This is a genomic window from Pseudomonadota bacterium (assembly GCA_027624955.1).
In the GTDB taxonomy this organism is placed as follows: Bacteria; Pseudomonadota; Alphaproteobacteria; order UBA828; family UBA828; genus PTKB01.
Genome location: JAQBTG010000005.1, coordinates 20,023 through 45,156, shown reverse-complemented (window position 1 = coordinate 45,156; position 25,134 = coordinate 20,023). Strand labels below are relative to the sequence as shown.

Here is a 25,134-nt window from a genome sequence, read left to right as displayed (position 1 = left end):
ATATGACCTATAAAAAAGAGCCGCCAGCCGAAGATGACTTCGAAGAGGCTGAGGAAGACGACGCGCGCGGAGAGACCCGGCGGTTCGGCGAATCCCGCCGCCGTCTGCCACTCGCCGCGCTTGTGGTTTTACTTGCCCTGATAGCTATCGGCATTTACGCCGCCTGGCCCAGCATCCGGGACGGTTTGCAGACCTCCGCCCCGGAAAAAATGGCGACGGCGTCCGAGGAGAGCACCAATCCCCCGCCGATGCCCGAGCCCGTGCCGGCCCCGACGGCGAAAATCGAGCCGCCGCCAGCGCTGCCGGATACCCCTGCCGCACCACCCGAGCCATCTCCCGCACTCATGGAACTATCTGCACAAGTAGCGGCGCTGCAGCGCGCACTCGCCGAGCGCGACGCCGCCCCCGCGCCGCCACCGCCCGATCTCGCGCCGATCCAAGAGGCCATGGCGCGCCTGGAAGAGATGGAACGGCGCCTACGCGAAGCTCCGACTGCCGCTGCAGTGGATAATTCCACGGTCGCAAACTCCGCTTCGGACCCGGCGAGCGCGGCGATGGATGTCCGCACGCTTGCGCGTCTCGACGCAGTCGAAAAATCGCTTAGCGCCCTCGACGCGGACGGCGCCGGCGCTGACCTCGACTCATTGCGCTCCGGGCAGGCGGAATTGGCGGCACAGATTGCCACGCTACGCCGACTTTACGGGGCGATCGGCGAGCGCGGAGTCGAGAGCGGACGCGCAATGATGCTGGTCTTGTCGCTTTCCAGACTATCGCGCGCCGCCGCCCTGGCCGCGCCGTTCGCGCGTGAGGTGGAGGCCTTTCGCGCCGCCGCCAAAGCGGAAGAGGCTGGCGGTCTTGCCGTCGAAGCAGCCATCCGGGAATTATCGGCGCATGCGCTGAACGGCACACCGACATTTTCTCAGCTCGCCGCCGCTTTCGACGATGTCGCACTCGCCGTGATTCATGCCGACGCCGAGGCCGAGGACCAAGGCTGGGTGGACGCCACCATCGGCCGTCTACGCCGCATTGTGACGGTGCGCCGGGTGGGCGGCGATATCGCCGCGGACAGCCTGGAAGGCCGCTTGAGCGCGCTCCATCATGCCCTCGCCAGCGGCGACCTCGCCGACGCCATTGGCCTTGCCGAGGCGATGCCGATAAAGGCGCGCAGCGGCGCCGAGGATTGGTTGCGCGGCGCCCACGCCCGGCTTGCGGTGGACCGCGCGCTCGGCGTGCTCGACGCGGAACTCTCGGCCCGCATGGCCGCACGCTGGACGGCGGAGGCGCGTGAACGCGAATGACCCGTGTGGTCATCTTTTTCCTGATTGTCGCCGCCCTCGCGGTGATTGCCGTGTGGATCGCCGATGAACCGGGACGGGTCGCCATCTCGTGGGGTGATTGGCTGCTCGAAACATCACCGGCGGCGCTAGCGGCAGCCGCAGCTATATTCACAGCGTCCGGCGCGCTTCTGTTCCAGCTCGCCCGCTGGCTCTGGGTGGGGCCGCGCACCATTGCGCGGGCGCGCCACTTGCGGCGTCAGCGGCGCGGCTATCTCGCCCTGACACAAGGACTTGTGTCGGCCGCCGCCGGCGATCCACGCGGCGCGCGACGGCTCGCACGGCGCGCCAATCTCTTACTCGGCGAGCCGCCGCTCACCCTGCTGCTATCAGCCCAGGCGGCACAATTAGAGGGCGAGGATGATCTCGCCAAAGCCTATTTTGAAGCCATGCTGGAACAGCCCGAAACCGAGTTTCTCGGCCTACGTGGACTGTTGGTGCAAGCCAGCAAAGCGGGCGACAATCAGGCGGCACTGTCTCTTGCCGAACGGGCGTTCGCGCTGCGCCCGCATACGCCCTGGGTTCTGACGACGCTGTTGGAATTGCAAAGCCATGCCGGGCGCTGGTCGGACGCGCTCGGCACGTTGCGCGTGGCGCTCCGCCAAAAAGCAATAGAAGCCGAGGCCGGGCAGCACCGCGAAGCGGGCCTGCTGCTCGAACAAGCGCGTGCGGCGCGCGATGCGGGCGACGGGCGCGAGGCGGCCAAACTGGCGGAACGGGCCTCTGCCGCGGCGCCACAATTTATTCCGGCGATCATTTTCGCTACCGGCCAATATCTGGCGCTCGGCCGGCGCCCGCAAGCGGAGCGCATGATCACTCAAGCCTGGTCGAACACGCCGCATCCGGCGCTGGCGCAATATTTTAACGAGATTCACAGCGCCGCCGATGCGCTGACGCGGGCCAAACATTTCGAAAAACTGGCCACACGCAATCCCGGACATCCCGAGAGCCATCTTTTGCTCGCCTCGGGCGCGCTCGAAGCGAAACTTTGGGGCTCGGCGCGAAGCCATCTGCAGGCGGTGCTTGATGAACGCCCGAGCGCCGGCGTGTACCGCCGCTTGGCACATTTGGAGGAAGCCGAGCATGACGACAAGGAGGCCGCCCGGCGCTGGTTGTTGGCGGCGAGCGATGCGCGCCCCGACCCACTCTGGGTGTGCACCGACTGCGGCGTGCCGGGCAGCGATTGGTCGCTCGCTTGCGGATCGTGCGGCGCCCTCGACCGCATGGCGTGGCGCCAGCCTGCGGCCCGGCCGGCCGCGCTAGAAGCCGGCGCCGCACGGGCATCTGCAGAGGCAACGGGTGCAGCCACCGCGACCGACAACACCGGAAACGCTCCTGCAGCAGCAAAGAACGGACAGGCCGCCGAACCCGCCTGAGCGCACACCCGAGCACACAATTGACGCCATCTCGCGGCGGGGGTAGCGTGCCCGTCGTGGCGCCGCCTTAGCTCAGTTGGTAGAGCATCGCATTCGTAATGCGGGGGTCAGGTGTTCGAGTCACCTAGGCGGCACCACATTCGCGCGATGCCCGTTTCGCCCCGGCAAGGACAAATAAAATCACCAATCCCGGGAGATCAATCCTATGAAAGTCGGCGCATTTCTAATGCCCAATCACCCGCCGGAACGGGATTTCGCGGAGGGGCATTACCACAATCTCGACACCATCGAGTTTTACGATCAAATTGGTTTCGAGGAAGCCTGGATTGGCTGCCACTACACCGTACCGCGCGAGCCCAATCCGGCGCCCGACCTGCTGGTCGCTCAGGCGCTGATCAGAACCAAGAATATCCGCGTCTCGCCGGGCGGCTATATGCTGCCTTACCATCATCCGGCAGAGCTTGCCCACCGCATCGCCTGGCTCGATCATATCTCGCAAGGGCGCTGTTACATCGGCATTGGCTCGGGCTCCATTCCGACCGATTGGGGGCTCTTCAATATCGATGGTTTCAGCGGCGAGAACCGCGAGATGACGGAAGAATCGCTGGATATCATGATCCGCCTTTGGCAGAGCGACAGCGCATTCGAATATGAAGGTAAATATTGGCGCGGCAAACGCCCGGCGGACGATCCCGGTGACCTCTACAAATTCCACATCAAGCCGTTTACCAAGCCCTATCCGCAACTGGCCATCGCCGGTTTCAGCGCCGGTTCACCGACATTGGAGCTCGCCGGGCGCAACGGCTACATCCCGCTCAGCCTCAGTTTCGGCAACAATTATCTGAGCGGTCATTGGCAGTCGGTCGAGAAAGGCGCGGCCGAGGCGGAGCGCGAGGCAGGGCGCGATATTTGGCGCATCGGCCGCGATGTCTACGTCGCCGACAGCGATGCCGAAGCGCGCGACAAGGTGCTGAACGGACAGATCGGTGACCAATACCGTAATTTTTGGCTACCGGTCCTGAAGCGCATTGGCATGCTCGATACTTGCAAACATCACCCGGACGTGGCGGATTCGGACGTCACGCTCGAATATATGATGGAGCATAATATGTGTATCGGCAGTCCGGCGACGGTCGAGCGCAAGATCGCCGACATCGTCGAATCTTCTGGCGGTTTCGGACAATTACTCGTCATCTCCTATGACCATCTCGACGATATGGTGGGCTGGCGCGAATCCAAAAGGCGGCTGGCGCAGGAGATTATCCCGAGTATTTCCCGCCTCGGCGCATAGAAAACTCAACTGGAAGAAAAGAGAGCAACATGATCAAACTACACACGCCAACTTCTATCGCTGCTCCCGCTTCGCGTTACAGTCACGGCGCCGAGGCCGGCCCCAATGCGCGCTGGCTGCATATTTCAGGCCAGGTCGGGACCAATGCGGATGGCACAATCGCTGAAGGTCTCGAAGCGCAACTTCACCGCGTCTGGCAAAACACCCTGGCTGTGCTGGAAGCAGCCGGCATGGGGGTCAAAGACATCGTCAAAGTGAACACGCTGCTGACGGATCGCGGCCATCTCACCGCGATGCGGGACATTCGCGATTCCTACCTCGGCAATCACCCTGCTGCTTCGACGTTGTTCATCGTTGCCGGCCTCGCTCATCCTGATTGGCTAATCGAGATGGAAACTATCGCCGCGCAAGAGGCATAGCCGGCGCCTACGCGCGATTTGGAAGGAGAGAGGCCGCCGGTTTTATCCGATGAAGAGAGCGCCTTGCGCACAAGAGTGACGAAGCGAACCTACGACGCGATGTCCTGGCCCTACCGCATGTCGACGAAGGCCGGCGCTTAAACGCCGCCATATGGGGTCAGATAAATCGCCGGGCGTTTTATGGCTTTCTTTCCTGAGCTCTGCTTTGAAGCAAATATTCGTCGCGTTTTTCTACCATGGCGACCGGTGGTCGCTGGGGCGAGGCGGCAACAACCATATTAAGATTGCTGGAATGTCGCGGAATACCTCGTTTTTCTTGTTAGCGATCGATTGACTTGTATTGACGACACGCGCCAAACTCATTCTCAAGATCAACGAGCTCCGGCCATATCAAATCAGCCGGGGACACATCGCAACGAGGGAGATCAACGCCATGAGAAAATTTTCGGCTAGATTATTCGCGCGATACGCTTTGCTCACTGTTCTCGGTGTAGCGATCGCGTGGGGCGTGACGCCTAAATCGGCATCGGCTAAAACCGCTGACGGCAAGTTCTTGGTCTATTACAGCATGAGTTATGTCGGCAACGCCTGGCAGACGGAGGCAAAAAATCTGATCACCGCGATGGCTCTTTTGCCGGAATACGCTGACCGGGTCGAGCTTCGTGTACAAGCCGCCGGCGCCAATGCAGCGCGCCAAATTCAACAGATGAACGCCATGATTCAAGCCGGCGCGGACGCGATCCTCGCTTTCCCGATTTCGCCGACCGCACTTAACGGCGTCATTAAGAATGCCTGCAAGAAGGGTGTGACCATCGTCGTGATCAACGGCGTCACTGAGCCTTGCGCCTATGTGGTAAAGGTTGATGGCGTGAAGCTTGGCGCTCAGCGCACCAAATTCGTCGTCGACGCAATGGGCGGCAAGGGCAACATCGTCGCCATTACCGGCGTCCCCGGCGTTTCCTACAGCGAAGAGCATCATCAGGGCGTCAAGGAAGAGATTGCTCGCAATCCGGGCGTCAACATGTTGGCTGAATTGGTCGGTTTTTGGAGCCACTCGGCGGCGCGCCTCAAAATGCGTGAATTGCTGGCCACCCATGGTTGGGACGAGATCGACGGCATCGTCGTGCAAACCGGCTGCTATACGGTTTCGCAGATGCAGGTCGAAGATGGCTGGTGGCCCGAGCACCCGATCATTCCGTGCGCCGGCGAATCGGCCAACGGCAACCGCCTGCAAATGTTGCCTGTCTCATCCGGCATCGAAGGCGCGCTCGGCAAAAAGGGCCAGTCCATCGGCTCGGGGCTGTGGGCCGTGGGATATACGTTCCGCGTGGCCATGCAGGTGCTCGACGGCGAGAAGGTGGATCATTTGATCTATTATACCGGCGTCGAAGTGACTGAGGCCAATGTGGCTCTGTGCGAAACCGGCTCGGCGGCAGAATTCGCGGCCGGCTGCAACACCATTCCCCCAGGCACGGTACCGCCTGATTACGCGATTGATTTCTGGTCACCGCAGGTGCCGGAAATGGGCTTCAAAGCGGCGATGCACGGTGTGCCCGACGCGTACGAATAGGCTCACCTCACGTTAGATGACACTGGCGGGCGGCCAAGGTTCGGCCGTCTGCCAGTCTCTTCGTGCGCCTCAAAACATGAATGAATCTTTGCCCGCAATTGAAGTCGAGGGCCTCTCCAAGCGCTTCGATGCGACGGTGGCGCTGGACGATGTCTCATTTTCCGTTCCCCAGGGCGAAGTTCGCGCCTTAATCGGTGAAAACGGCGCGGGAAAATCGACACTCGTTAAAATCTTAAGCGGCTTGATCCGCCAGGATTCCGGCAGCGTGAGCGTGTTCGGCAAAACCGCTGCCCTCGGCCGCCCGGCCCGGGCGCACCGCTTCGGCATTCACACTGCGTTCCAGGAAATGACCCTGGTCGACGATTTGACGGTCACGCAAAATATGCTGCTGCCCTACGAACCGGCGCCGATATTGGGCCAGATCGACCGCCGCAAGAGCCGGCAATTAGTGGCTCAACATTTTGCCGATTTGAATCTAGAGAACATCGATCCCGGCGCCTTGGTGAGCGAGCTCGACCTCTCGACGCGGCAAAAAATAGAAATTGCCAAGGCGGTATCGAGAAAGCCACGCGTCCTCCTCCTCGATGAGCCGACGTCGACGCTCTCGGTTTCCGACGTCGATTGGCTCGGCGGATTGATTGAAAAATTGAGCGGCGACGGCGTCACTTTGGTCTTTATTACCCACCGCATGGCCGAGGTGCGGCGCTTTTGCAGCGGCCTTACGGTCTTGCGCAACGGCCAGCATGCCGGATCGTTCGAGGTGAACGAGATTTCCGACGCTGAGGTGGTACGCCTGGTGATCGGCCGCTCGCTCGGCGCGATATATCCCGTCAAAGAGGATTACCGGCTGAGCGATGCGCAGGCGCCTGCGCTCGCCGGAAATTCTCTTTCCACCGGCAGGCATTTGGTTGACGCCTCCCTGCAATTATGGCCGGGAGAAGTTCTCGGTATCGCCGCCCTCCAAGGCATGGGGCAGCTCGAATTATTCGAAGCTCTGTTCGGCGTTAGGGGCCTTCGCGAAGGCAGCGTGGAGCTGGATGGCAAGGCCGTCACCCTGGCCACACCAGCCGACGCCGTGCGCGCCGGCATCGGCATCAGCATGGTGCCAGAGGACCGCAAAACAGAGGGCCTCTTTCTTACCCTTTCGGGTGCTGCCAATGTTTCCATTCCGGTCATCGAGAGGCTCGCCCAGTTCGGCTGGATCGTCAAAGAAGCGGAAGCGGCGGCAGTGGACGAGGTGCTTGCGCGCCTAAACGTTCATCCGCGCGCGCTTTACAAAAGCGTTTCATCGTTTAGCGGCGGCAATCAGCAGAAAATCGCCATCGCCAAATGGTTGCTGGCGCGCAGCAAGGTGCTGCTGATGTTCGATCCCACGCGCGGCGTCGATATCGGAACCAAGCACGAAATATATGTTCTCATCCGCGAATTGGCGAAAGAGGGCAACGCGATCTTGTTTTACTCGACGGAAATTCCCGAGCTGGTGAATGTGTGCGACCGGATTTTGGTGATGTATCGCGGCCGCGTGGTCAAAGAACTCCTTGGCGATGAACTTTCCGAGGAGAACATCATGACCTACGCACTGGGTAGCCAAGAGGCGGAACCGAGCGCGGCGGAACACAGAGCCACCCCAGGAGCGACAAGCCAGTGAGCAGCACCTCTATCCTCTCCTCCGTGCCGCTAACTTGGCGCCGCGGCCTGGCGCGCCAGCAGCGCTTGTTCGTCGCCGTCGGCGCCTTTATCGCTATTTTTGTTTATCTCGACTTCATCTCGCCGGGCCCGGTCAGCTATTTCGAAATCAGCTTCCTGTTTGCCAATGCAGGGCCGCTCGCGCTCGCGGCCATGGGACAGACCATTGTCTTCCTCATTCGCGGCTTTGATTTGTCATGCGGTGCGACCATGGCACTGGTGAATGTCATGATCGCGCTCTACACCCGCGATACGGCGCACAGCCAAATCCTGATGTGCGTGGCGGGCCTCGGCATGGGCGCTGCGGTCGGCGCCTTCAATGGCTTCTTCATCGCTTTCATGCGTCTCCAGCCGGTGGTGGTGACCCTGGCCACGATGTTCATCATCCTCGGCCTTAACCTGCTGATCATGCCTGATCCCGGCGGCATGGTCCCCTACGGCATCACTCAGATGCTGACGGGAGACCTAATTTACGAAGTCATTCCGGCGTCACTCGTGGTCCTCCTTATTGCGCTGCTCGTCTGGGCGCTGATCAAGCGATCGCGATTCGGCACTGCGCTCTACGCTGTCGGCAGCAACGAGGATGCCGCATTCTCAAACGGCATCTCCGTCACCCGGACAAAATTTTTCGGCTATGTTTTGGCCGGTGGGTTTTATGGCGCCGGCGGCGTGTTCCTGAGTGCACAAACCTTGTCCGGCGACCCGCTGGTCGGCAGCGGCCTGTTGTTGCTGATCTTCTCCGCGACCATCCTCGGCGGCACCCGCATCGGCGGCGGGCAAGGCGGCTGTGTCGGCACGGTGTTCGCTGCGCTGACCCTGATGCTGATCTCCAACGTGATGTTGGTGCTGAACATTTCTTCGCATTTCACGCCAATCGTAGAGGGTATTATTTTGCTACTGGCAGTGGCCGGGGCGACCCTGGGCAAGGATTCACCGCTCTCCGGGCATTGGCAAATTCTCAAGCTCAACATCACCGGTCTCAGTAATCGCACATTGCCGCAATTTCTCGATCGCCCCGAAGCCCAGCGAGGCAAATTGCGAACGACCTGGAAACCGCGCGTGAGCGACGAGCTGACCGGTTCGACGCTCCGTCAATGGCGCGTAAAAAACTGGGAGACCTTGCGTCTGATTATCCCGGCCTGGGTGCTTCTTTTGGTCGCTTACGTGCTGGTGCTCGTTTTGATCGGCGGCTCGGCCTGGAGCACGCATTATTTCAATTCACTGTTTACGCTAGCTTTATTCTTCGCCGTGCTTGGGCTGGGACAGGGTGCGGTGGTGATGACGGGCGGGCTCGATCTTTCAGTACCGCACACCATGGCTTTTACTGGAGTCATGCTGGCGGCATTGTCAAACGGCATGGACGGGCCGGCCTATTGGGCCATCCCGGTTGTGCTCGCCGTCGGCATCGGAATAGGCATCGTGAACGGGCTCGGCATCGTGCTTTTCGGTATGCCGGCGATCGTCGTCACCCTGGCAACCAACGGCGTCATGCAGGGCCTTGGGCTGCTCTACACCGGGGGCATTCCCACCGGTCGCTCGCCACCAGTTCTGGTCTGGCTGTTCACCGGTCGGTTTCTCGGGTTCGCGCCGTCGGTTTGGCTGCTGATTGTGTTTGTCGCGATTTCCATTATCGTCATACACCGAACCACCTTCGGGCGGCGTATCTTCGCCCTTGGCAATTCCTCGCGCGTCTCCCTGCTTTCGGGCGTGCGCGTCGACCGCACGACCATCGGCGTCTACGCCCTGAGCGGCTTTTGCTCAGCTCTGGCCGGCGTGATGATGACCGGGTTCAGCACCGTCTCGTTTCTCAATATGGGCCTGCCGTTCCTGCTTCCTTCGATCGCCGTCGTTCTTGTCGGCGGCACCTTGGCAACCGGCGGCCGCGGGCACTATGTCGGTATTCTGGGCGGCGCCTTGCTGCTGACGGCAGTGGCCACGCTGGTCACCGGCACTAATATACCGATTGCGTGGCGCGATATCGTGTTCGGTATCGTGGTGCTGGGCGCGGTGTTGACGCTCCGCGAGCGCGCACACTAAGTAGCGAACCGCCAAACGGGGGAGCATGGGTGAATGAATTTTGATGGGTTGCACGTCGTCGTCACGGGAGGTGCCGGCGCGCTTGGCTCCGCGGTAGTTGGACAATTAACGGAGGCCGGGGCGGTCTGCCATATACCGAGCCGAAGTGATCGAGAAAGCGACAACCCCCGCGTGGAATTTCATGGCGGCATAGATCTGACCGACGAAGATAGTGTGCAAGCGTTCTACGCCAGCCTGCCCGATATTTTCGCTTCCATCCATACCGCCGGCGGATTTGCCATGGCGCCGTTCAGCGAGACCTCCAAGAGCGACTTCCTGGAACAGATCAACATGAATGCCGTGACCTGCTTTCTATGTTGCCGGGAAGCGGCGGCAAAGATACGCGCCAGAAGCGTTGCCCCGGACGGCCCGGTGGGCGGACGCATCGTCAACGTGCTTGCCCGCCCGGCCTTGGAGCCACGATCCGGCGCCGGCATGATTGCGTACGCTGCGAGCAAGGCCGCAGTTGCGGTGCTGACTGAAAGCTTAGCCGAAGAACTGGCGGCTGAGAATATTTGGGTCAATGGCGTGGTGCCATCGATCATGGACACCCGGGTCAACCGTGAAGCGATGCCAGATGCCGATCATGCGAGTTGGCCGAAGGTCGCGGATATCGCCAACGCCATTGCGTTTCTGGCATCACCTGAAAACAACGTAACGCGTGGCGCTCTTCTCACCGTCTATGGCAACGGCGGATAATCAGTTCGGCGAATTTTCTGGCGGCGATTTGCCCAGCCGGGTGGCGATACGACCGGCAAAATCGATGGCAAACTGAATGAGACTCAGGAATATAAATGCCGCGATGACGGCGGCAAAAATTCCGAAGCTGGAGATGAACGTGCCGCGAATCTGTACTTGCACCTCCAACCACACCCAATAGGAAGCATAGCCAAACGCTGCTGTCGCGACGATGCCAAGCGCCATCCAGGCGATGCGCGGCATCGTCAAAACACCTTCGCTTGCGCTAGGTCGACTTTGAAAATAAGGAGATCGTCCAAGCGTTCCACCTCGCCTTCGAGTTCCACCAGCACGGCGGTCAGATCACGAAAACGATCGGGCAGCGGTCCGCCGTCCGGATCGGCCATGAGAAAAAATTCTGTCCCCTCGACCGAACCGGTGCTCACGAATACCGGCGGCGCACCGGACGTAATGCAAAGATTGGCGCATGCTTTGTGGGCCAGCCCATCGCCGGGCGACATGGCGCCCGTATAGCACTTGCCGTCGCAAATTTCTCCGACCAGCCGCCAGCGGCCAAGCGACACCGGCGGCGCCGGCACAAATGCGATAATCTCTTTGCCTTCCTCCTGCACAGGCGCTTTGAGGGCTATCTTGCCCTGTATCTGGAGCATGTCGATCGATCCACGTTTGAACCAGAACCCGCCGGCATCGACAGGCTTGCCCAAGAGTTTGGCATATTTGCCCTCGATGCCGCGCTTGCCGGGTACGGTCAGCATGACGGTGCGCGCCTTCGGGTTCATATCGTCAGGCCGAAGGCGAAGAATCGGGTAGGGCTTGGCGACCAAAATACCGCTCGCCTTTTGGTATCCGTCTTTCCAGGCGAAGTTTCCATCACCAGGATCGTTGACGCTGCTGCCTAAGCTAAAACCTATACCGCTCAAACCGCCGATGGCAAGAAATGCGATGCACAGAAGAAATAGCGCGAGCGGCCGCGGGATCGAATTGAGCCAGCCGACAAAAAATACGGATTCGCGTTTCGCCATGTTTAAGCCTTCGCGTATTGCAGCGGCTCGACGGGCGTGCCCGGCGCATTGGGCCTCGGGTCGAGCAGGATTTGATCGCCTACGAGTTTTAGCTGGTAGGTGGCAATTTTTTCGGTGAAGGGCGGCGGCGCACAACCGTCTTCGGGGCGGTACTGAAACCCGTGCCAGGGGCAGGTAATGCAGCCAAAGAGAATGCGCCCTTCACCAAGCGGCCCGTTCTGGTGGGCGCAAACATTCGCCACCGCCGAAAGCTTGCCGTCATAACGAAATATGGCAACCCGCTCGCCACCTTCGACGGCAACAATGATTGCCCGGTCTTCGGGAATGCTTTCCGCCCGGCCGACCACGATCCAAGGCGCCTCCTCGGCAGGCTCGGGATAATCTTGATCTTTTGATCTCTCGATACGGCCTGCGACAAAGTGAAGTGCGGCGACGCTGACCGCGCCAATTGCGACGATGACCGCGAAGAGCGGATTTTGCGCAGATTGGAGGTAGCCGAGCGCAACATGCAGAACCACTGCCACATAGGCGAGATAGACCGACATGTGGATCGCCTTCCACATCGGCGGCGTGAGAAAACTGAGCCAAAAATCGTGGCTCGTCACTGCCATGACGAGCAGGACAAACAATGCGAAAATGCCAAAACTTTCGAACGGGAAACCGAGGATCTGGCCGTAGCTCGTATTACTCGCCAGCACCGCGGCATATTTGTTGAGCGGGCTGAACGAAAAATAAATGCTCACCATGTGGCTGGCATGGGTAAACGCCAAAGCGCAGGTCAAGACGCCGAAATGGCGGCGATTATACAGCAGCGGCAAAAAGCGCGGATCGAGCCGCGCCAGCGGGCCGATGCATAGAATGATCGTCAACAAGAGGAAGGTGCAGGTGCCGAACGCTTGGCCGCGAAGGATGGCGCCGCTAAACGGCCGGGTCACATCCTGAAAAGACGGCGCGATTTTCAGAAAAAGCAGGATGTATCCGGCAACGGCGCAGAGCAGAACAAGATCGTAAATTATCTTGTTTCGGTTCCAGCCGACAGGGTGATAGCGCACGCTCATTTTTCACTCGCCTCGGCCATCGGTTCGATCTTCACCGCCGCTTGTTCAGTGGGTCCGACCTGGCGGATCGCAAACGCCGCGATCAGGATAGCCGGCAACGCCAGGGCAAGAATCACCCACATGCGGGCGTGCGCATTACGGTGTCGGCGTTGCATCTTTATGCTTTCCGGATTTGCTGCGTTCAAGGGAATACCAGCGCAGCAAAACCAATGGCCACAGCACGATAAGCCCGGGAATGAGCAGGGGGCGAAAAGCGTATGACCGCTCTGCCGACGGGTCGATTCGCTCAATGCCGAACAGGAGAAACGCGGTTGCGACGCCAAGGCCGATCCAACCCCAGATCACGACGATATCGATTAGCGTACGTGCGGTTTCCATTGATCCCCCAAAACCCGCGATTCACGTCTTGCCCTGCTGCTCGGCAACAAACTTAACGCATTCAAGTCATCAGACAATCATAGACTGATGATTGTTTCAAAATCCAGTTCGGCTTTGGGCTTTCAATACACAATTATCGAGCTTCTCAATTCGCAAAATGAGAAGCCGGTACGGCGATAAATTCACCGTCCTGTTGCCAACTCAGCTCGATGGCCCAGCTTCCTTTGCGCTCATAATAGACGATGGCGATCGGCACCCAGCCAGCTTCACGCGCCGTAAACGACACGGCATCTGAGGTCCGGTCTGGATGGGGCTCCGGGTCCTCATGCAACGTGATACCGCCAATGGTGAGCTGCACACCGTCGTTTGAGCGAATTTTGAACCGATACGTGCCAGGGCTGGGAAAATTGATATAGCCAGTGATCATCGCCGCGACGAGGTTTTTGTGTTTCTGGTTGAGCACCGGTTTGCCCGAACCACCGCGAAAATCGACGTTGGGCAGGGGTTCGCCTGACGCCGATTCGTTAAATCTGGCAAATTCGATGACGTCGTCAATATGGCGGAAATCGTTGTAGAAATATTCGATCGACAGGCCCGCCTGCATGCCTTCGCCGCGCATCGGTGCATCCGCCGCGAAGCTGCTTCCTGCGACCAGCGCCATGGCGATGCCTACGAAGATGCCCGCAATGCCTTTCAAAGCGATCATGGCTAGATTCCTTTTTTAATAACTGTGTGCACTACCGGCCATTTCAATTCAGGCCGGTTTTACTATCCCCCCGCGACCACTGGCAATTCGATGTGAGACGGCCGGACTGAATCGTGGAACACAGTTTGGCTCGCTGTCACCATCACGTCATCCTCACCGAACGGCTTGCCGTTGTTTGGATTGCGGTCGAAATGTGGGAAGTTGCTGCTCGACACTTCCATTCGGACGCGGTGCCCGGCAGCAAAACGGTGGCACGCAACCCCGGCGGCAATGGTGAATTCGTATATTGCGTTGGGTACCAGCATCACTTCACGCTCAAGCGATTCACGGTAACGGGCGCGGATGATGCCTTCGGTGATGTTGATGGCCGTGCCATCGGGCGCCACATCGCAAAGTTTGACAGTAAAGTCGGTGTCCACTGCCGAGCTGGCGGCGTGCAACACCGCGTTCACTTTACCGGCAATGAAGAGCGGCGCCTCAAGCGGCGCCGAACTGTAGACCAGAACGTCGTTGCGGTACTCGACCTGGCGCTGATCTTCTGGGCCCATCGGCGCGCGGTCGGGCAGGCAACAGGAATGGCCGCCCAGGCTCTCGACCGGCCCCTCTGGGCCGTAGATAAAGAAATCGGCGCCTTCTTCGCCGGGTGCCTGTCGCGACAACGACCCGTCACCCGACAATGAGTTGGCTCGCCCGCCGCTATGCAGATACCAAGGCTCTGCCGAGGTCCCGGCCAATGGCCACGCATCATAATCTCGCCATTCATTGGCGCCAGTCACAAAAATGCGCACCATGGGAAGAGCGTCGAGTTTGCTGCGATCTCCTTTGAGCTGGGCGTCGAACCAGGCGATTTGATAGTCGTCGACGAAATTGCGTGCCTCCCATCCATAATCGATAGCACCCACTTGCTGTGTCCAAGGAATGTGGTACCACGGCCCAACCAGCAAGCGATGCTCCGCCCGCGCTGCTGTCGAAAGAGTCTCGTAGCTCTCCATCGTCTTGGCGATGAAAGTGTCATACCAGCCGCTGATATGGAGGCAGGGGATATCGATGCTGTCCAGGCGCGACGGCAAATGCCATTCCTGCCAATACTCATCCTGCGCAGGGTGAGCCAAATAATCGGCAATAAATGGCAGCGAATCGGGCGTCGTAAAGAACGGGGTGTCCTTCAGGGGCGTTCCCGGATGCCACTTGCCTGATAGTTGGTCCGCCGGCACGACTTGAGCCAGTGCTTCGGAATCGCCTTTGCGGATCGCTGCGTCTGCGGCAATCACCACAGCCCACTGCGCCAACGTCGCTAGCGCTAAGGCGCCGCCACGATAAACAAATCCATCATGCAGGCCGGACGGATAAAACGCCGGAATTGCCGTTGTCAACGCCGGCGGCCGCAGATGGGCGGCAAGCAATTGGTTGATGCCGGGAATTGAGAAGCCGTAGCTCCCCACCTTGCCGTCGCACCACGGTTGCGCGGCGCACCATTCGATGGTGTCAAAGCCGTCTTCGCCATCAAGGCGGAGGGGATAAAATTCGCCCTCCGAAGCGTAGCGCCCGCGCGAATCCTGCACCAGAACGGCGTAGCCGTGGCGCGCATACCAGGCAGGATGAGCATAGACGTATGTTTGTGCGGCATCCTTGTTATAGGGAATGCGCAACACCAGCGTCGGCACAGGCCCACCTTCCGCCGGGCGAAAAATATTTGCCCGAAGGGTCACGCCGTCGCGCATGGTAATAGCGACGTTCATCTCGGCGCGGATGCCGGCAGCCTCGAAAGCATTTTCTGACATGTGGATTATTCTCCAGGGTTTCGCAGCAATGAACGGACGTCTGTTTCTTATTCTAACCAAAGCGCCCGAAATGATGATCACGCATTCGGCCTGCGAAGACGAATAATATTAAACATTCGATGTTCGGCGTGCGTTGACCAATTACACGAATTTTTTGGGTATATTCGCCGTCCCCAAGCAATCCGTGCGCTGTTCGGCGTCGATCCAGGGGCGTCGCGTCACTTCCCTGACCACAGACGGCCGAATCCGGATGTGATCATCTGCGATCTGCACTTGGACAAGATGGTTGGTATGGTGTTTTGCACCTGACTGCGTCGTCGTGAGTAGGCGGCTGTGCGCCGGATATCGGTTGTGATTCTGATCGGCGAGCGCGAAGAAACGCCGCTTACGATCGGTTGAAACCCGATCCTTTGCCAGCACCGTCACACCGACCAAACGCGCCTTTGGCTGGACAGGAATGATTTCACCACCCTATAGTGCGCCCGTAACGCGCTCTGAGAGGGCGCAATCGCGATAAACTGATAGAAGGCAAAATGGCCAAAGAAGAACTGCTAGAATTTTCGGGCACGGTCACGGAGAAGCTGCCTGACACGATGTTCCGGGTGAAACTCGAGAACGATCACGAAATCATCGCACGCCCCGCCGGCAAGATGCGCAAATTCCGCATCCGCGTTCTGGTCGGCGATAAGGTCGATGTCGAAATGACGCCCTATGATTTGACCAAGGGCCGGATCACTTTCCGCCACAAATAGCGCCGATCTCGAAACGCCCACTATTCCCGCGCGGCGCCCTCGGGGCCGTAAACGCGCAACGATTGCGCCACCATGATGCGGTAGTCGGCGAAGAGTTCGCTTTTCCCCAGGGCCTGTGCCGCGGCATGGCCATCATGGCCGCGCCACGCCACGACGGCAGCCTCATCGCGCCAGTAGGATATCGAGACGAACTTACCGGGCGTGGCCAGGCTCTCGAAACGTTCGATGGATATGAATCCGTCCTGTTTCTCAAGTTCCGGCCGGAGTTCGGCGGCTAGATCGAAATAGCGCGGAGCTCCAGCTTTAGTCGGCTGGACTTCAAAAATTACGACGATCATTTTATCCTCCCTAGCCCAGTAGGCTTTGGCACCGGACCACTGACCGAATGGCCCGGCGTTAAAAAGCGCCGGTCGCGCGCCGAAAATTGCGCAAGCTCAGCCCGGCATTGAAGGCGACCGAGGCCAAAATGAGACCGGCGCCGATAAGGACGAGCCGGGTCGGCACCTCGTCAAAACCGAGCCACACCCAAATCGGCGCGAACACGGCATCGATCAGCACCACAAAAATCAGCGTTGGCGCTGGGAGAAAGCGCGCGGCGTAAAAATATAGTGTGAGCGGCAGCGCGAGTTGCAGCACACCAAAGGCGGCCATCATGGCGATATCATGACCGCCGGCCTGCAGCGGAAGCGCCAGAGGCAGCGCGGCAAATCCGGCCACCAACGCCGCCACAAAAACGGCCGGCTCCATCTGCACATCGCGGAATTTGCGCGCCACCAGTGTTTGCAGGGCGATCGAGGCGGCAACGGAAAAAGCCAGCAGATTTCCGTACAGGCCACCCAACCCCGCCGCGCCGGAGAACATGACACCGATGCCGCACAATCCTCCGATCATGGCGAGCCAAGTATGTGCGGCGACCCGTTCGCCAAGGAACGGGCGGGCGAGCAACGCCACGATAAGGGTCGACGTGGTCATGATCGCCGTGACGTTGGCCACCAGAGTCATCTGCATGGCCATCACAAAGGCGATGATCGCCCAGCCGGTAATCAACCCGATGATCAGGCTCGGCAGTGCCGATGCGCGCAGGGAGGCCAGCGTGCGGCCGCGCTCGCGGGCGACAAAGATGAGAGCGACCGCGATGGCGGCAAAAAAACAGCGCAGGGCGATGATTTCCCAACGGTCGATGGAAACCGAGCGCACGAAAAAACCGCCGCTGGAGAAACATAATCCGGCGCAGACCGCAAACAACACGCCGATGACGGGGCGGGAAATCAACCGCCCACCCGCCTCACGGCCAGAATTATGACGCGCCTCACTCAGTCATATAGGCGTTGGCGGCGCGCAGCACCGTGGCGTCGTCCATCCAACGGCCAGTCAGCATCAGGCCAACCGGGAGGCCCGACACGCCCTGGCACGGCACGCTGATAGAAGGGTGCCCGGTCAGGTTAATCGGCGCCGTGTTCTGCACCATGTTGAGCGCATTGCTGACATAGGACATGCGATCCTCCTCCACCGAGGGCAGCGTGTGATGCGCTTGCTGCGGCGTGGTCGGCATTAAGAGGATGTCATGCGTCGCCAACACCTTGTCATATTCGCTCGACAGCACCCGCGCCATGTTCTGCGCCCGCGCATAAAAGGCGCCTTGATATTGCTCGCGCATATAGTGACCGACGAGAATGCCCATCTTGGCGGTGGGCGAAAAATCGCCGCCATTGGTTTGAATGGCGCGCGACAGGTGGGTTATGAAGCGCGGGTTGTAGAGACCTTTGGTCTGATAAACCACGCCGCCTCGATAGAGATTATCGGTCGCGCCTTCGATGGCGACGGCGTTCCAAATCGGCAGGCCGCGGCGGTGATAGGGGATCGAAACGCTTTCCACCTCAGCGCCGAGCGCGGCCAGCCGCTTCGCCGCTTCACGCACGGCGATGTCGACCTCGCGCGTTGACACACCCTCATGGCCGAAGCCTTCCTCGACGACGGCCACTTTGAGGCCCTTGGCGCCGCCGCCAAGGGCGGCCATGTAATCCTGTGTCTCGACCGTAGTCGGCTGGCGCGGATCGATGCAGGTGTCATCGGCACCGGCCAACACGGACAGCATCAGCGCCGTATCGGCAACGTCCTTGGTCATCGGACCGATATGATCAATGGAAAGATCGAAGCCGACGATGCCGGTATAGGGAATAAGACCATGACTTGGCTTGAGCCCAACAATGCCGGACCAGGCGGCGGGAATGCGGATCGAGCCGCCCTGATCGCCGCCGAGCGTGAGATCAACCCGGTTTTCTGCGATGGCGATCGCCGAGCCGCACGAAGAGCCGCCCGGATGATGATTGGGATTGACCGGGTTGTGGGTCGGGCCATAAGCACTGGTATGGCCGGTCCCGGCAAAGCCGAAATCGTCGGTGTTGAGAATATGAGTGATGTGGCCGCCGGCTTCGAGAAGACGCTTCACCACGGTGGCATCGCCGTCAGGCGTATAATCATAGAGCAGACGTGAGGCGCAGGTCATGGGGATGCCAGCAACGCTGATGGTGTCCTTGAGGCCAATAGTTTTGCCTGAAAGTGCACCGCCGCCAGAGTTAATGGCCTTCACACTGCACAGACGGACGACGCCGTTCAAGGGATCGTCTTCAGGCTCAGGCCGGGCGCCGACTTGGCGGATCGCCTCGGTAAGCGGGCGCACCGGATCGGGAATTTGATCCAGCACGTCATAGGATTCCATCACGCCGCACACCACATCGTAATAGCTTTCAAGTTCGGCTTCGGTCAGCTGCAAATGGTGGCGTTCGCTGATGTCCTTCAGGTTTTCCTTTGACGGGCGCCTTAATGTCATCTTTTTCGTCTCCTTTTGAGCGATTACGGCGTTAAGACCATCTTGCCAAAGAAATTTCGATTGGCCGTCAATTCCGCTGCTTCGCTGGCTTTCTCTAACGGCATGGTGGCGTGGATCGCCGGCGTGAGCTTACCTTCCGCGAGCAGGCTCAGCACCTCTGCGGTTTCAAACAGGCTGGCAAGCGCACTCCCCTGAAAGCGGACATGCTTGCGGAACAGGCTGATCACATCCACTTCCACGGTTTCTCCCGCATGGCAACCGCAGGTGATGACAGAGCCTGCCTTGGCCACTGCCGCCAAACTCTTTTGCAAGACGTCGCCGCCGACCGATTCGATCACCAAATCCGGTCCCTTGCCACCGGTCAGACGGATCGCCTCTTCGGCCAAATCCTGAGTAGTATAATTAATCAGGCCAGTCGCACCCATTTCCTTGGCACGCGCCAATTTTTCGTCTGAGCCCGCGGAGGCGATGATGTTGGCACCATGCAGCTTGGCGATCTGGATGGCAGAGCTGCCGACACCGCTACCGGCAGCATTGATCAATACATCTTGTCCCGCATGGATATTGCCGAGAGTTACCGCCATATGCCAGGCGGTTGCAAAGCAAAGATGGCCAGCAGCTGCGGTTACAAAATCAAGCGCATCCGGCATAGCGACAAGCTGATTCTCTTTGGCGCAGGTATATTCAGCGTAGGTGCCCCACATGAAGAGGCCGAGTGCGCCGTTGGGCTTTTCGCAGAGATTCTCCATGCCAGTGCGGCAAAGACGACAAGTGCCGCAAGAAGCGATAATAGAAATACTGACCCGGTCGCCGACCTTCACGCTGGTGACGCCGGGGCCGATTTCGGCCACTTCGCCGGCGCCTTCGATGCCCGGGACATGCGGCACCGGTGTGGGAAAGCCGGCAATTCCCTCGCGAATGTCGTGATCCAGATGATTGACTCCGGCGGCGCGGATCCGCACCAACACTTCGCCCGCTCCAGGGGACGGCGTATCGACTTCTTCATAGAGCAGCTTGTCGGGGCCGCCGGTTTCGCGAATGATGACTGCCTTCACTTCGTTCTCCCCAAACATCTTTTTTTTAAAGCGATGCCATCATAGCCATTCCGTCGTGTGCCGCCAGTCACGGCGTTGTGCACATCATTTGGCGGCGCTGGATTTTTTGCTATGGTCCGGCGCGAATTCGCAAAGGGAGCCAAAATTTATGTTGCGTGCAGCCGCTATCGGCCTCGGCTGGTGGGCCGACGAACTGACAAAGGCCATCCAGGACATGTCAGGTAAAATCCGCGTCACCGCATGTTATTCGCGCGCGGCGGAAACTCGCGCGGATTTTTGCCGGCGCTACGGCGCGGCGGCCTATGATTCCTATGCCGCCGTCCTCGGCGATAGCGAGATCGATGCCGTTCTGTTGTGCACACCACATTCCCTCCACGCTGAGCAGGTCGAACAAGCGGCGCGGGCGGGCAAGCATGTGTTTGTGGAAAAGCCGTTTACCCTCACCGAAGAAAGCGGGCGTGCCGCCGCGAAAGTTTGCAGCGATGCTGGCCGGGTACTCGCGGTCGGCCAAAATCGCCGCTTCGCCGCCGCCACCCAGGAGGTGAAACGCATGCTCGAGGCCGGCGAATTCGGCACGCCGCTTCATTGCGAAGCTAATTTCTCCAGTTCCAGGCCGCTCGGATACAGCCCGGATGGCTGGCGCGCCAGCCGAACCGAAAGCCCGGGCGGCGGCATCGCCGGAATGGGGGTGCACATGATCGATGCCATGACGCATTTTCTCGGCCGCATCACGCGCGTGCAGGCTCAGGCCAAACGTCTGGCTGTCACGGTCGATATCGACGACACCACATCAGCTCTGTTCGAATTCGAATCTGGCGCCACCGGCTATCTCGGCACCCTCAACGCCTGCCCGCAAACTGTATTTTTCAATATCTACGGCACCGGGGCCAATGCCTTCGCCGCGCCGGACGCCAACCGCTTAACGCTCCACCGAGCAAATGAACAGCCGGCTGACGTGACCCTGACGCCGGTCGATACCCTGTTGGCTGAGCTCGAAGAATTCGCCGATGCCTGCGCCGGCCACGCAGCGTTCCGCGTGCGTCCAGAGGAGGCAATCCATACGGTGGCCGTTATGCAGGCAATGGTCGCCTCTGCCGAACGTGGCGAGGCGGTGACCCTCAACGGCACATCATGACGACACTGCCAAGGCGCCTCAGCGGCGACAAATGAATGCTCCTTAGGATAGTTATCATCCTCGGCGGCATGGCGATCATTAGTTCCATGGTCTATGACCGCTTCACCGGCAAACGGACAACGCGTAGGATCCTCTGGCCTTTGGCGGGCGGTGTTGCCGCGATCTTTATCGCCATCGCCGTGCGCAGCTTCCTAGACTAGGGCCGCTTGAACCGCGCTCGCCCAATACTAGATTGCAATATCATGATTGAACAATCCGCACACCGACTCCCCGTCGCCGCCACCGTTTCCGCCGCCATCTTTCTTGTCCTTCTGTTATTCGCATCAGGCCCGGCACGGGCGGACATGAATACCGGCATGGCGGCGCTTGAAGCGGGCGATTTCAGCGAAGCCTATGCCCATCTTCTACCGGAAGCACAGGCGGGAAACGCGACGGCGCAATTTGAAACCGGGACAATGCTAGATACCGGGCTGGGAACTGAAATCGACGCCACCGCGGCCGCCAAATGGTTCCGCGCCGCAGCCGAGCAGGGCCATATGGACGCACAGCATCGCATTGCCACCTTTTTCGAGGAGGGCAAGGGGGGGCCTCAGGATTTGGCGCAAGCCGCCCACTGGTACGGCCGTTCGGCAGCGCAAGGAAATGCCAAAGCGGCGCGCAATCTTGGCAATCTGTATCTCGAAGGCAATGGTGTGCCGCGCGACTTCGCGCGCGCGGCGGAGCTGTTTCGCAGCGCCGCGGACTGGGGCAACTCCAAAGCGTACAAGAATCTGGGCTACATGTATTATTTCGGCACCGGCGTTGTGAAGAATGTGCAGCACGCCGCTGAATTATTCCGTCTCGGCGCCGAAGACGATGAAGCCAAGTCCGAATTTGCGCTCGGCTTCCTGCATTATCACGGCGATACAGTCGAAAAGGACTTGGCCCTGGCCTACAGATTGTTCCGCCGCGCCGCCGCGAAGGGCCATGCCGACGGTCAGATCTTTCTCGGCCGCATGTTAGCCGAAGGCGTGAGCGTGGAACGCGATGTGGCTGAAGCGTGGTTTTGGTTTACCCTGGCCGAAGCGCAGAAGCCAAGCTTGGCCGCCTATTATTTCAGCAAGTTTGGCGGTGCGCTCAAGACAACGCAAAAGGACGCAGCGCGTCTCAGGGCTCGGCTTTGGGTGCCGAAAAGCTGACACTCCTTGCGGCCACGCAGGAGACCGCCCTAGTCGACCGTCTCGCCGAGCTCTAGCAATTTCTTGCGGATCGCTTCGTTGTCCGGCGCCATGTCATGGGCGCGGTGAAAATCTTCAAGGGCGCGGGCAAGCTGGCCACTCGCCTCCAGCGTCAGGCCACGGTGGAAGAACATTTTTTGGTTTACGGTGCCGAGTTCAATCGCGGCATCAAAATCTGCGAGCGCGCGCGCCCAGTTCTCCAATTTTCGGAAGGCGCTGGCGCGTGTGGCAAGCGCGATGCCGACCAAGGTGTCGTTGATCGCACCGCTGTCGATCGCGGTGGTCAAATCATCGGCGGCAGGCTGGTACTGCTCCAGATGATAGAGCGCCTGCGCGCGGCTGATACGCATGGCGGCGTTGGTCTCTGGCAGCAATTCATTAGAATTGATCGCCGTGCTCAAATGCACAACCGCAGCGGTGAAATCCCCATTGCGCAGAGCGAGCGAGCCCTGATTCATTTCATCCAAGCTGTCCGCCATGACAGGCAAGGCCGCAAGCAAGAAAATTAGAACAGCGGCTAAGAATTTCACACCCTGGCCCATCACGTTTGCAGTGGGATGAGAAAATCACGCAGCGCGTCGAGCGTGGCATCCGGGTCTTCTTCCAACATGATATGGCCGAGACCGGGAAACACGATATGCGATGCATCTGGAATCACCGCTGCCATGGCCCGGCCCGCCTTGGCCGGTGTCATCAAATCTTTCTCGCCGATCACCACCAGCGTGGGGCAGGCAACCGCTGCGGCGGCGGCGCTGCCGTCATAGGCATTGGTCGCGGCGAGATCAGCATGCAACACACCTTTGGCGGCACGCTCCATAATGCGCAATCCGCCGCGCATCATCCATAGACCCGGCATGCGGTGCACACCTAGTTGGGCGCGCCGGCCATAGCCCCACACGTTCAGCAAATCAAAGGCCAAATGATCGTCCGCCGCCGCCGGGTCAAGGAGCGCTGAATTAACCGGAATGGCGAGTGCGCCGCCCAAGATCGCCAGCGCCCGCACGCGCGTGCCGTGTCGACCTGCACAATCGAGCGCCACCTGCCCGCCCATGCTGTGGCCGACCAGCGCCGCTCGTGCGACGCCCACAGCATCCAGCACCCGGGTCACCCAATCGGCCATCGCCTCAATGGATTTGAGTGGCGTTCCAGCTGAGCGGCCATGTCCGGGGAGATCGGCGGCGAGAACATTGCTGCCATGCCAGGCAAAATATCGCGCCTGCAATTTCCACACGGTGCGATCAAATGACGCGCCGTGAATGAATAGCGTGGTCGGCAATGCCGGATCGAAATCCTTGCCGCCGGTCGCACAAAATACGTTCACACCATCGACTTGGAGTTCCATCCTTTAGGCCCTCTGTGACGCTTTGAGAGCGCGCACGAGATCATCGGTCAAATCTTCCGGATCCTCGAGGCCGATCGAGAGTCGCACCATGTCCTCGCCGACGCCGGCTTGCTCGAGCGCCTGGGCGTCCATCTGTTGGTGGGTGGTGCTGGCCGGGTGAATCACCAGGCTCTTTGCGTCGCCGACATTGGCGAGATGGGAAAATAATTCGACGGCATCGATAAATTTCCGACCGGCTTCGCGCCCGCCCTTGATGCCGAATGTAAAAATCGATCCGCAGCCATTCGGTAACAGCAGCGCCGCCAAATCGTGATCGGGATGGGAAGACAATTCGGGATAGCTGACCCAGTTTACAGCTTCGTGACCCTGGAGGAAGGCGACGATCAGCCGGGCGTTCTCGACATGTCGTTTCACGCGCATCGGAAGTGTTTCCACGCCTTGCAGAATGTAAAAAGCGTTACCCGGGCTCATGCAGGCGCCAAAATCCCGCAAGCCCTCTGCGCGGGCCCGCATAATAAATGCGCCGGGGCCAAACTCTTCGGCGAAATCGAGACCGTGATAGCCCTCATAAGGCTCGGTGAGGGTGGGAAATTTTCCTGACGCCTCCCAATCGAAGGTACCGCTATCGACGATCACGCCACCGATGGCGACGCCATGTCCGCCGAGAAATTTGGTCGCAGAATGCATGATGATGTCAGCGCCATGCTCGAAGGGTCGAAACAGATAAGGTGTCGCGAAAGTATTATCGATCATCAGCGGCAGGCCGTTCTGATGGGCGATCTCAGCGATGCGCGGCATATCCATCACTTCGAGACCTGGATTGCCCAATGTCTCACCGAACAGCAGCCGCGTATTCGGCCGGATGGCGGCAGCAAAAGCGTTTGGGTCGCGCGCATCGACGAAGCTGGTCTCAATGCCAAAGCGCGGCAGTGTATGGGCAAAGAGATTGTGGCTACCGCCATAGATCGAGGCCGAGGAAACGATGTGCGAGCCGGCGCCCATCAACGTCGCTACCGCCAAATGCAGCGCAGCCTGACCGCTCGCCGTGCATACCCCGCCGACACCGCCTTCAAGCGCCGAGATGCGCTCCTCCAAGACCGCCACCGTGGGGTTGGAGATACGCGAATAGATATGCCCAGCACGTTCCAGGTTAAACAGCGACGCCGCGTGCTCGGTGTCTTCAAAGACAAATGAGGTGGTTTGATATATCGGTACGGCGCGCGCGCCGGTCACTGGATCGGGCCGTTGCCCGGCATGCAGGCTGAGCGTATCGGGCCTAAGGTATTTCGGATCTGCTGCCATGGCGGGAAGCCCCTTGCGGCGTATGCTGGTTTCCGGCGGTATCCTAAGCGGGCGCGGCGGTTTGTCCAGGCAAGTTGCGGCAATTGCGGAAAACTGTTTGGGGCC

Annotated in this window: 26 protein-coding genes and 1 tRNA gene; 13 read left to right on the top strand and 14 right to left on the bottom strand. The window is 59.8% G+C overall.

The features are described 5' to 3' along the window. Window positions 1–2: 2 nt before the first annotated feature. The 9 genes from O3A94_03295 to O3A94_03255 all read left to right on the top strand — a co-directional run bounded on the left by O3A94_03295 (window position 3) and on the right by O3A94_03255 (window position 10,451). Window positions 3–1,298: a hypothetical protein gene (locus tag O3A94_03295; protein MDA1355274.1), complete on the top strand. Its 1,296-nt coding sequence runs from the start codon at window positions 3–5 to the stop codon at window positions 1,296–1,298. After that, window positions 1,295–2,710 carry a tetratricopeptide repeat protein gene (locus O3A94_03290; protein ID MDA1355273.1) on the top strand — a complete coding sequence of 472 codons (1,416 nt, stop codon included), beginning with the start codon at window positions 1,295–1,297 and terminating at the stop codon, window positions 2,708–2,710. The genes O3A94_03295 and O3A94_03290 overlap by 4 nt, the downstream gene beginning before the upstream one ends. A 61-nt stretch (window positions 2,711–2,771) precedes the next feature. Beyond that, a tRNA-Thr gene (locus O3A94_03285) sits at window positions 2,772–2,847 on the top strand. A gap of 68 nt (window positions 2,848–2,915) precedes the next feature. Continuing rightward, on the top strand, window positions 2,916–4,001 hold the full coding sequence (locus tag O3A94_03280; GenBank protein ID MDA1355272.1) for an LLM class flavin-dependent oxidoreductase: 1,086 nt from the start codon (window positions 2,916–2,918) through the stop codon (window positions 3,999–4,001). 29 nt (window positions 4,002–4,030) lie between these two features. Continuing rightward, complete coding sequence (locus O3A94_03275) at window positions 4,031–4,420, top strand: RidA family protein (GenBank protein MDA1355271.1); 390 nt, start codon at window positions 4,031–4,033, stop codon at window positions 4,418–4,420. A 433-nt stretch (window positions 4,421–4,853) separates the two neighbouring features. After that, a complete protein-coding gene (locus tag O3A94_03270) occupies window positions 4,854–5,990 on the top strand; it encodes a substrate-binding domain-containing protein (protein MDA1355270.1) in 1,137 nt (378 codons plus the stop codon). Window positions 5,991–6,066: 76 nt separating this feature from the next. Continuing rightward, the gene (locus O3A94_03265; protein ID MDA1355269.1) at window positions 6,067–7,638 is read left to right on the top strand and encodes a sugar ABC transporter ATP-binding protein; all 1,572 of its coding nucleotides are present in this window, start codon (window positions 6,067–6,069) and stop codon (window positions 7,636–7,638) included. Then, a complete protein-coding gene (locus O3A94_03260) occupies window positions 7,635–9,713 on the top strand; it encodes an ABC transporter permease (protein MDA1355268.1) in 2,079 nt (692 codons plus the stop codon). The genes O3A94_03265 and O3A94_03260 overlap by 4 nt, the downstream gene beginning before the upstream one ends. A gap of 33 nt (window positions 9,714–9,746) precedes the next feature. Then, the gene (locus O3A94_03255) at window positions 9,747–10,451 is read left to right on the top strand and encodes an SDR family NAD(P)-dependent oxidoreductase (GenBank protein ID MDA1355267.1); all 705 of its coding nucleotides are present in this window, start codon (window positions 9,747–9,749) and stop codon (window positions 10,449–10,451) included. Here O3A94_03255 and O3A94_03250 read toward each other — a convergent pair whose 3' ends face one another. The 7 genes from O3A94_03250 to O3A94_03220 form a co-directional block, all read right to left on the bottom strand. Further along, window positions 10,452–10,694, bottom strand: a complete 243-nt coding sequence (locus tag O3A94_03250) for a hypothetical protein (protein ID MDA1355266.1) — start codon at window positions 10,692–10,694, stop codon at window positions 10,452–10,454. 2 nt (window positions 10,695–10,696) lie between these two features. Beyond that, window positions 10,697–11,473 (bottom strand): hypothetical protein, encoded by a 777-nt coding sequence (locus O3A94_03245; GenBank protein MDA1355265.1) that lies wholly within the window; start codon window positions 11,471–11,473, stop codon window positions 10,697–10,699. A 2-nt stretch (window positions 11,474–11,475) separates the two neighbouring features. After that, window positions 11,476–12,531 (bottom strand): ferric reductase-like transmembrane domain-containing protein, encoded by a 1,056-nt coding sequence (locus O3A94_03240; GenBank protein ID MDA1355264.1) that lies wholly within the window; start codon window positions 12,529–12,531, stop codon window positions 11,476–11,478. Continuing rightward, window positions 12,528–12,653: a hypothetical protein gene (locus O3A94_03235; GenBank protein ID MDA1355263.1), complete on the bottom strand. Its 126-nt coding sequence runs from the start codon at window positions 12,651–12,653 to the stop codon at window positions 12,528–12,530. The genes O3A94_03240 and O3A94_03235 overlap by 4 nt, the downstream gene beginning before the upstream one ends. Window positions 12,654–12,666: 13 nt before the next feature. Beyond that, on the bottom strand, window positions 12,667–12,909 hold the full coding sequence (locus O3A94_03230) for a hypothetical protein (GenBank protein MDA1355262.1): 243 nt from the start codon (window positions 12,907–12,909) through the stop codon (window positions 12,667–12,669). A 145-nt stretch (window positions 12,910–13,054) separates the two neighbouring features. After that, window positions 13,055–13,615, bottom strand: coding sequence for a PA14 domain-containing protein (locus O3A94_03225; GenBank protein ID MDA1355261.1), 561 nt, complete (start codon window positions 13,613–13,615; stop codon window positions 13,055–13,057). Window positions 13,616–13,677: 62 nt separating this feature from the next. Next, window positions 13,678–15,396: a CocE/NonD family hydrolase gene (locus O3A94_03220; GenBank protein MDA1355260.1), complete on the bottom strand. Its 1,719-nt coding sequence runs from the start codon at window positions 15,394–15,396 to the stop codon at window positions 13,678–13,680. A gap of 533 nt (window positions 15,397–15,929) precedes the next feature. Here O3A94_03220 and infA point away from each other — a divergent pair. After that, window positions 15,930–16,148, top strand: coding sequence for a translation initiation factor IF-1 (gene infA / locus O3A94_03215; protein MDA1355259.1), 219 nt, complete (start codon window positions 15,930–15,932; stop codon window positions 16,146–16,148). Window positions 16,149–16,168: 20 nt separating this feature from the next. Here infA and O3A94_03210 read toward each other — a convergent pair whose 3' ends face one another. From O3A94_03210 to O3A94_03195, 4 genes are read right to left on the bottom strand one after another with little or no spacing between them, the layout of a single operon-like run. Continuing rightward, entirely contained in the window at window positions 16,169–16,486 is a 318-nt protein-coding gene (locus tag O3A94_03210) for an antibiotic biosynthesis monooxygenase (protein MDA1355258.1), read from the bottom strand. Window positions 16,487–16,544: 58 nt separating this feature from the next. Then, window positions 16,545–17,420: a DMT family transporter gene (locus O3A94_03205; GenBank protein MDA1355257.1), complete on the bottom strand. Its 876-nt coding sequence runs from the start codon at window positions 17,418–17,420 to the stop codon at window positions 16,545–16,547. A 37-nt stretch (window positions 17,421–17,457) separates the two neighbouring features. Next, window positions 17,458–18,978: an amidase gene (locus tag O3A94_03200; GenBank protein MDA1355256.1), complete on the bottom strand. Its 1,521-nt coding sequence runs from the start codon at window positions 18,976–18,978 to the stop codon at window positions 17,458–17,460. A 23-nt stretch (window positions 18,979–19,001) separates the two neighbouring features. Next, window positions 19,002–20,033 carry a zinc-binding dehydrogenase gene (locus tag O3A94_03195; GenBank protein ID MDA1355255.1) on the bottom strand — a complete coding sequence of 344 codons (1,032 nt, stop codon included), beginning with the start codon at window positions 20,031–20,033 and terminating at the stop codon, window positions 19,002–19,004. 148 nt (window positions 20,034–20,181) lie between these two features. On the opposite strand from O3A94_03195, the gene O3A94_03190 reads away from it, so the two are divergent. The 3 genes from O3A94_03190 to O3A94_03180 are packed head-to-tail and all read left to right on the top strand — an operon-like array spanning window position 20,182 to window position 22,346. After that, a complete protein-coding gene (locus tag O3A94_03190) occupies window positions 20,182–21,168 on the top strand; it encodes a Gfo/Idh/MocA family oxidoreductase (GenBank protein ID MDA1355254.1) in 987 nt (328 codons plus the stop codon). Window positions 21,169–21,203: 35 nt separating this feature from the next. After that, a complete protein-coding gene (locus O3A94_03185; protein MDA1355253.1) occupies window positions 21,204–21,368 on the top strand; it encodes a hypothetical protein in 165 nt (54 codons plus the stop codon). Window positions 21,369–21,410: 42 nt separating this feature from the next. Next, window positions 21,411–22,346 carry a tetratricopeptide repeat protein gene (locus tag O3A94_03180; GenBank protein MDA1355252.1) on the top strand — a complete coding sequence of 312 codons (936 nt, stop codon included), beginning with the start codon at window positions 21,411–21,413 and terminating at the stop codon, window positions 22,344–22,346. Window positions 22,347–22,375: 29 nt separating this feature from the next. On the opposite strand, the gene O3A94_03175 is transcribed toward O3A94_03180, so the two are convergent. From O3A94_03175 to O3A94_03165, 3 genes are all read right to left on the bottom strand, one after another. After that, on the bottom strand, window positions 22,376–22,864 hold the full coding sequence (locus O3A94_03175; GenBank protein MDA1355251.1) for a tetratricopeptide repeat protein: 489 nt from the start codon (window positions 22,862–22,864) through the stop codon (window positions 22,376–22,378). A gap of 62 nt (window positions 22,865–22,926) precedes the next feature. Continuing rightward, window positions 22,927–23,727 (bottom strand): alpha/beta hydrolase, encoded by an 801-nt coding sequence (locus tag O3A94_03170; protein MDA1355250.1) that lies wholly within the window; start codon window positions 23,725–23,727, stop codon window positions 22,927–22,929. Window positions 23,728–23,730: 3 nt separating this feature from the next. Beyond that, window positions 23,731–25,029, bottom strand: a complete 1,299-nt coding sequence (locus O3A94_03165) for an O-acetylhomoserine aminocarboxypropyltransferase (GenBank protein ID MDA1355249.1) — start codon at window positions 25,027–25,029, stop codon at window positions 23,731–23,733. Window positions 25,030–25,134: the final 105 nt, after the last annotated feature.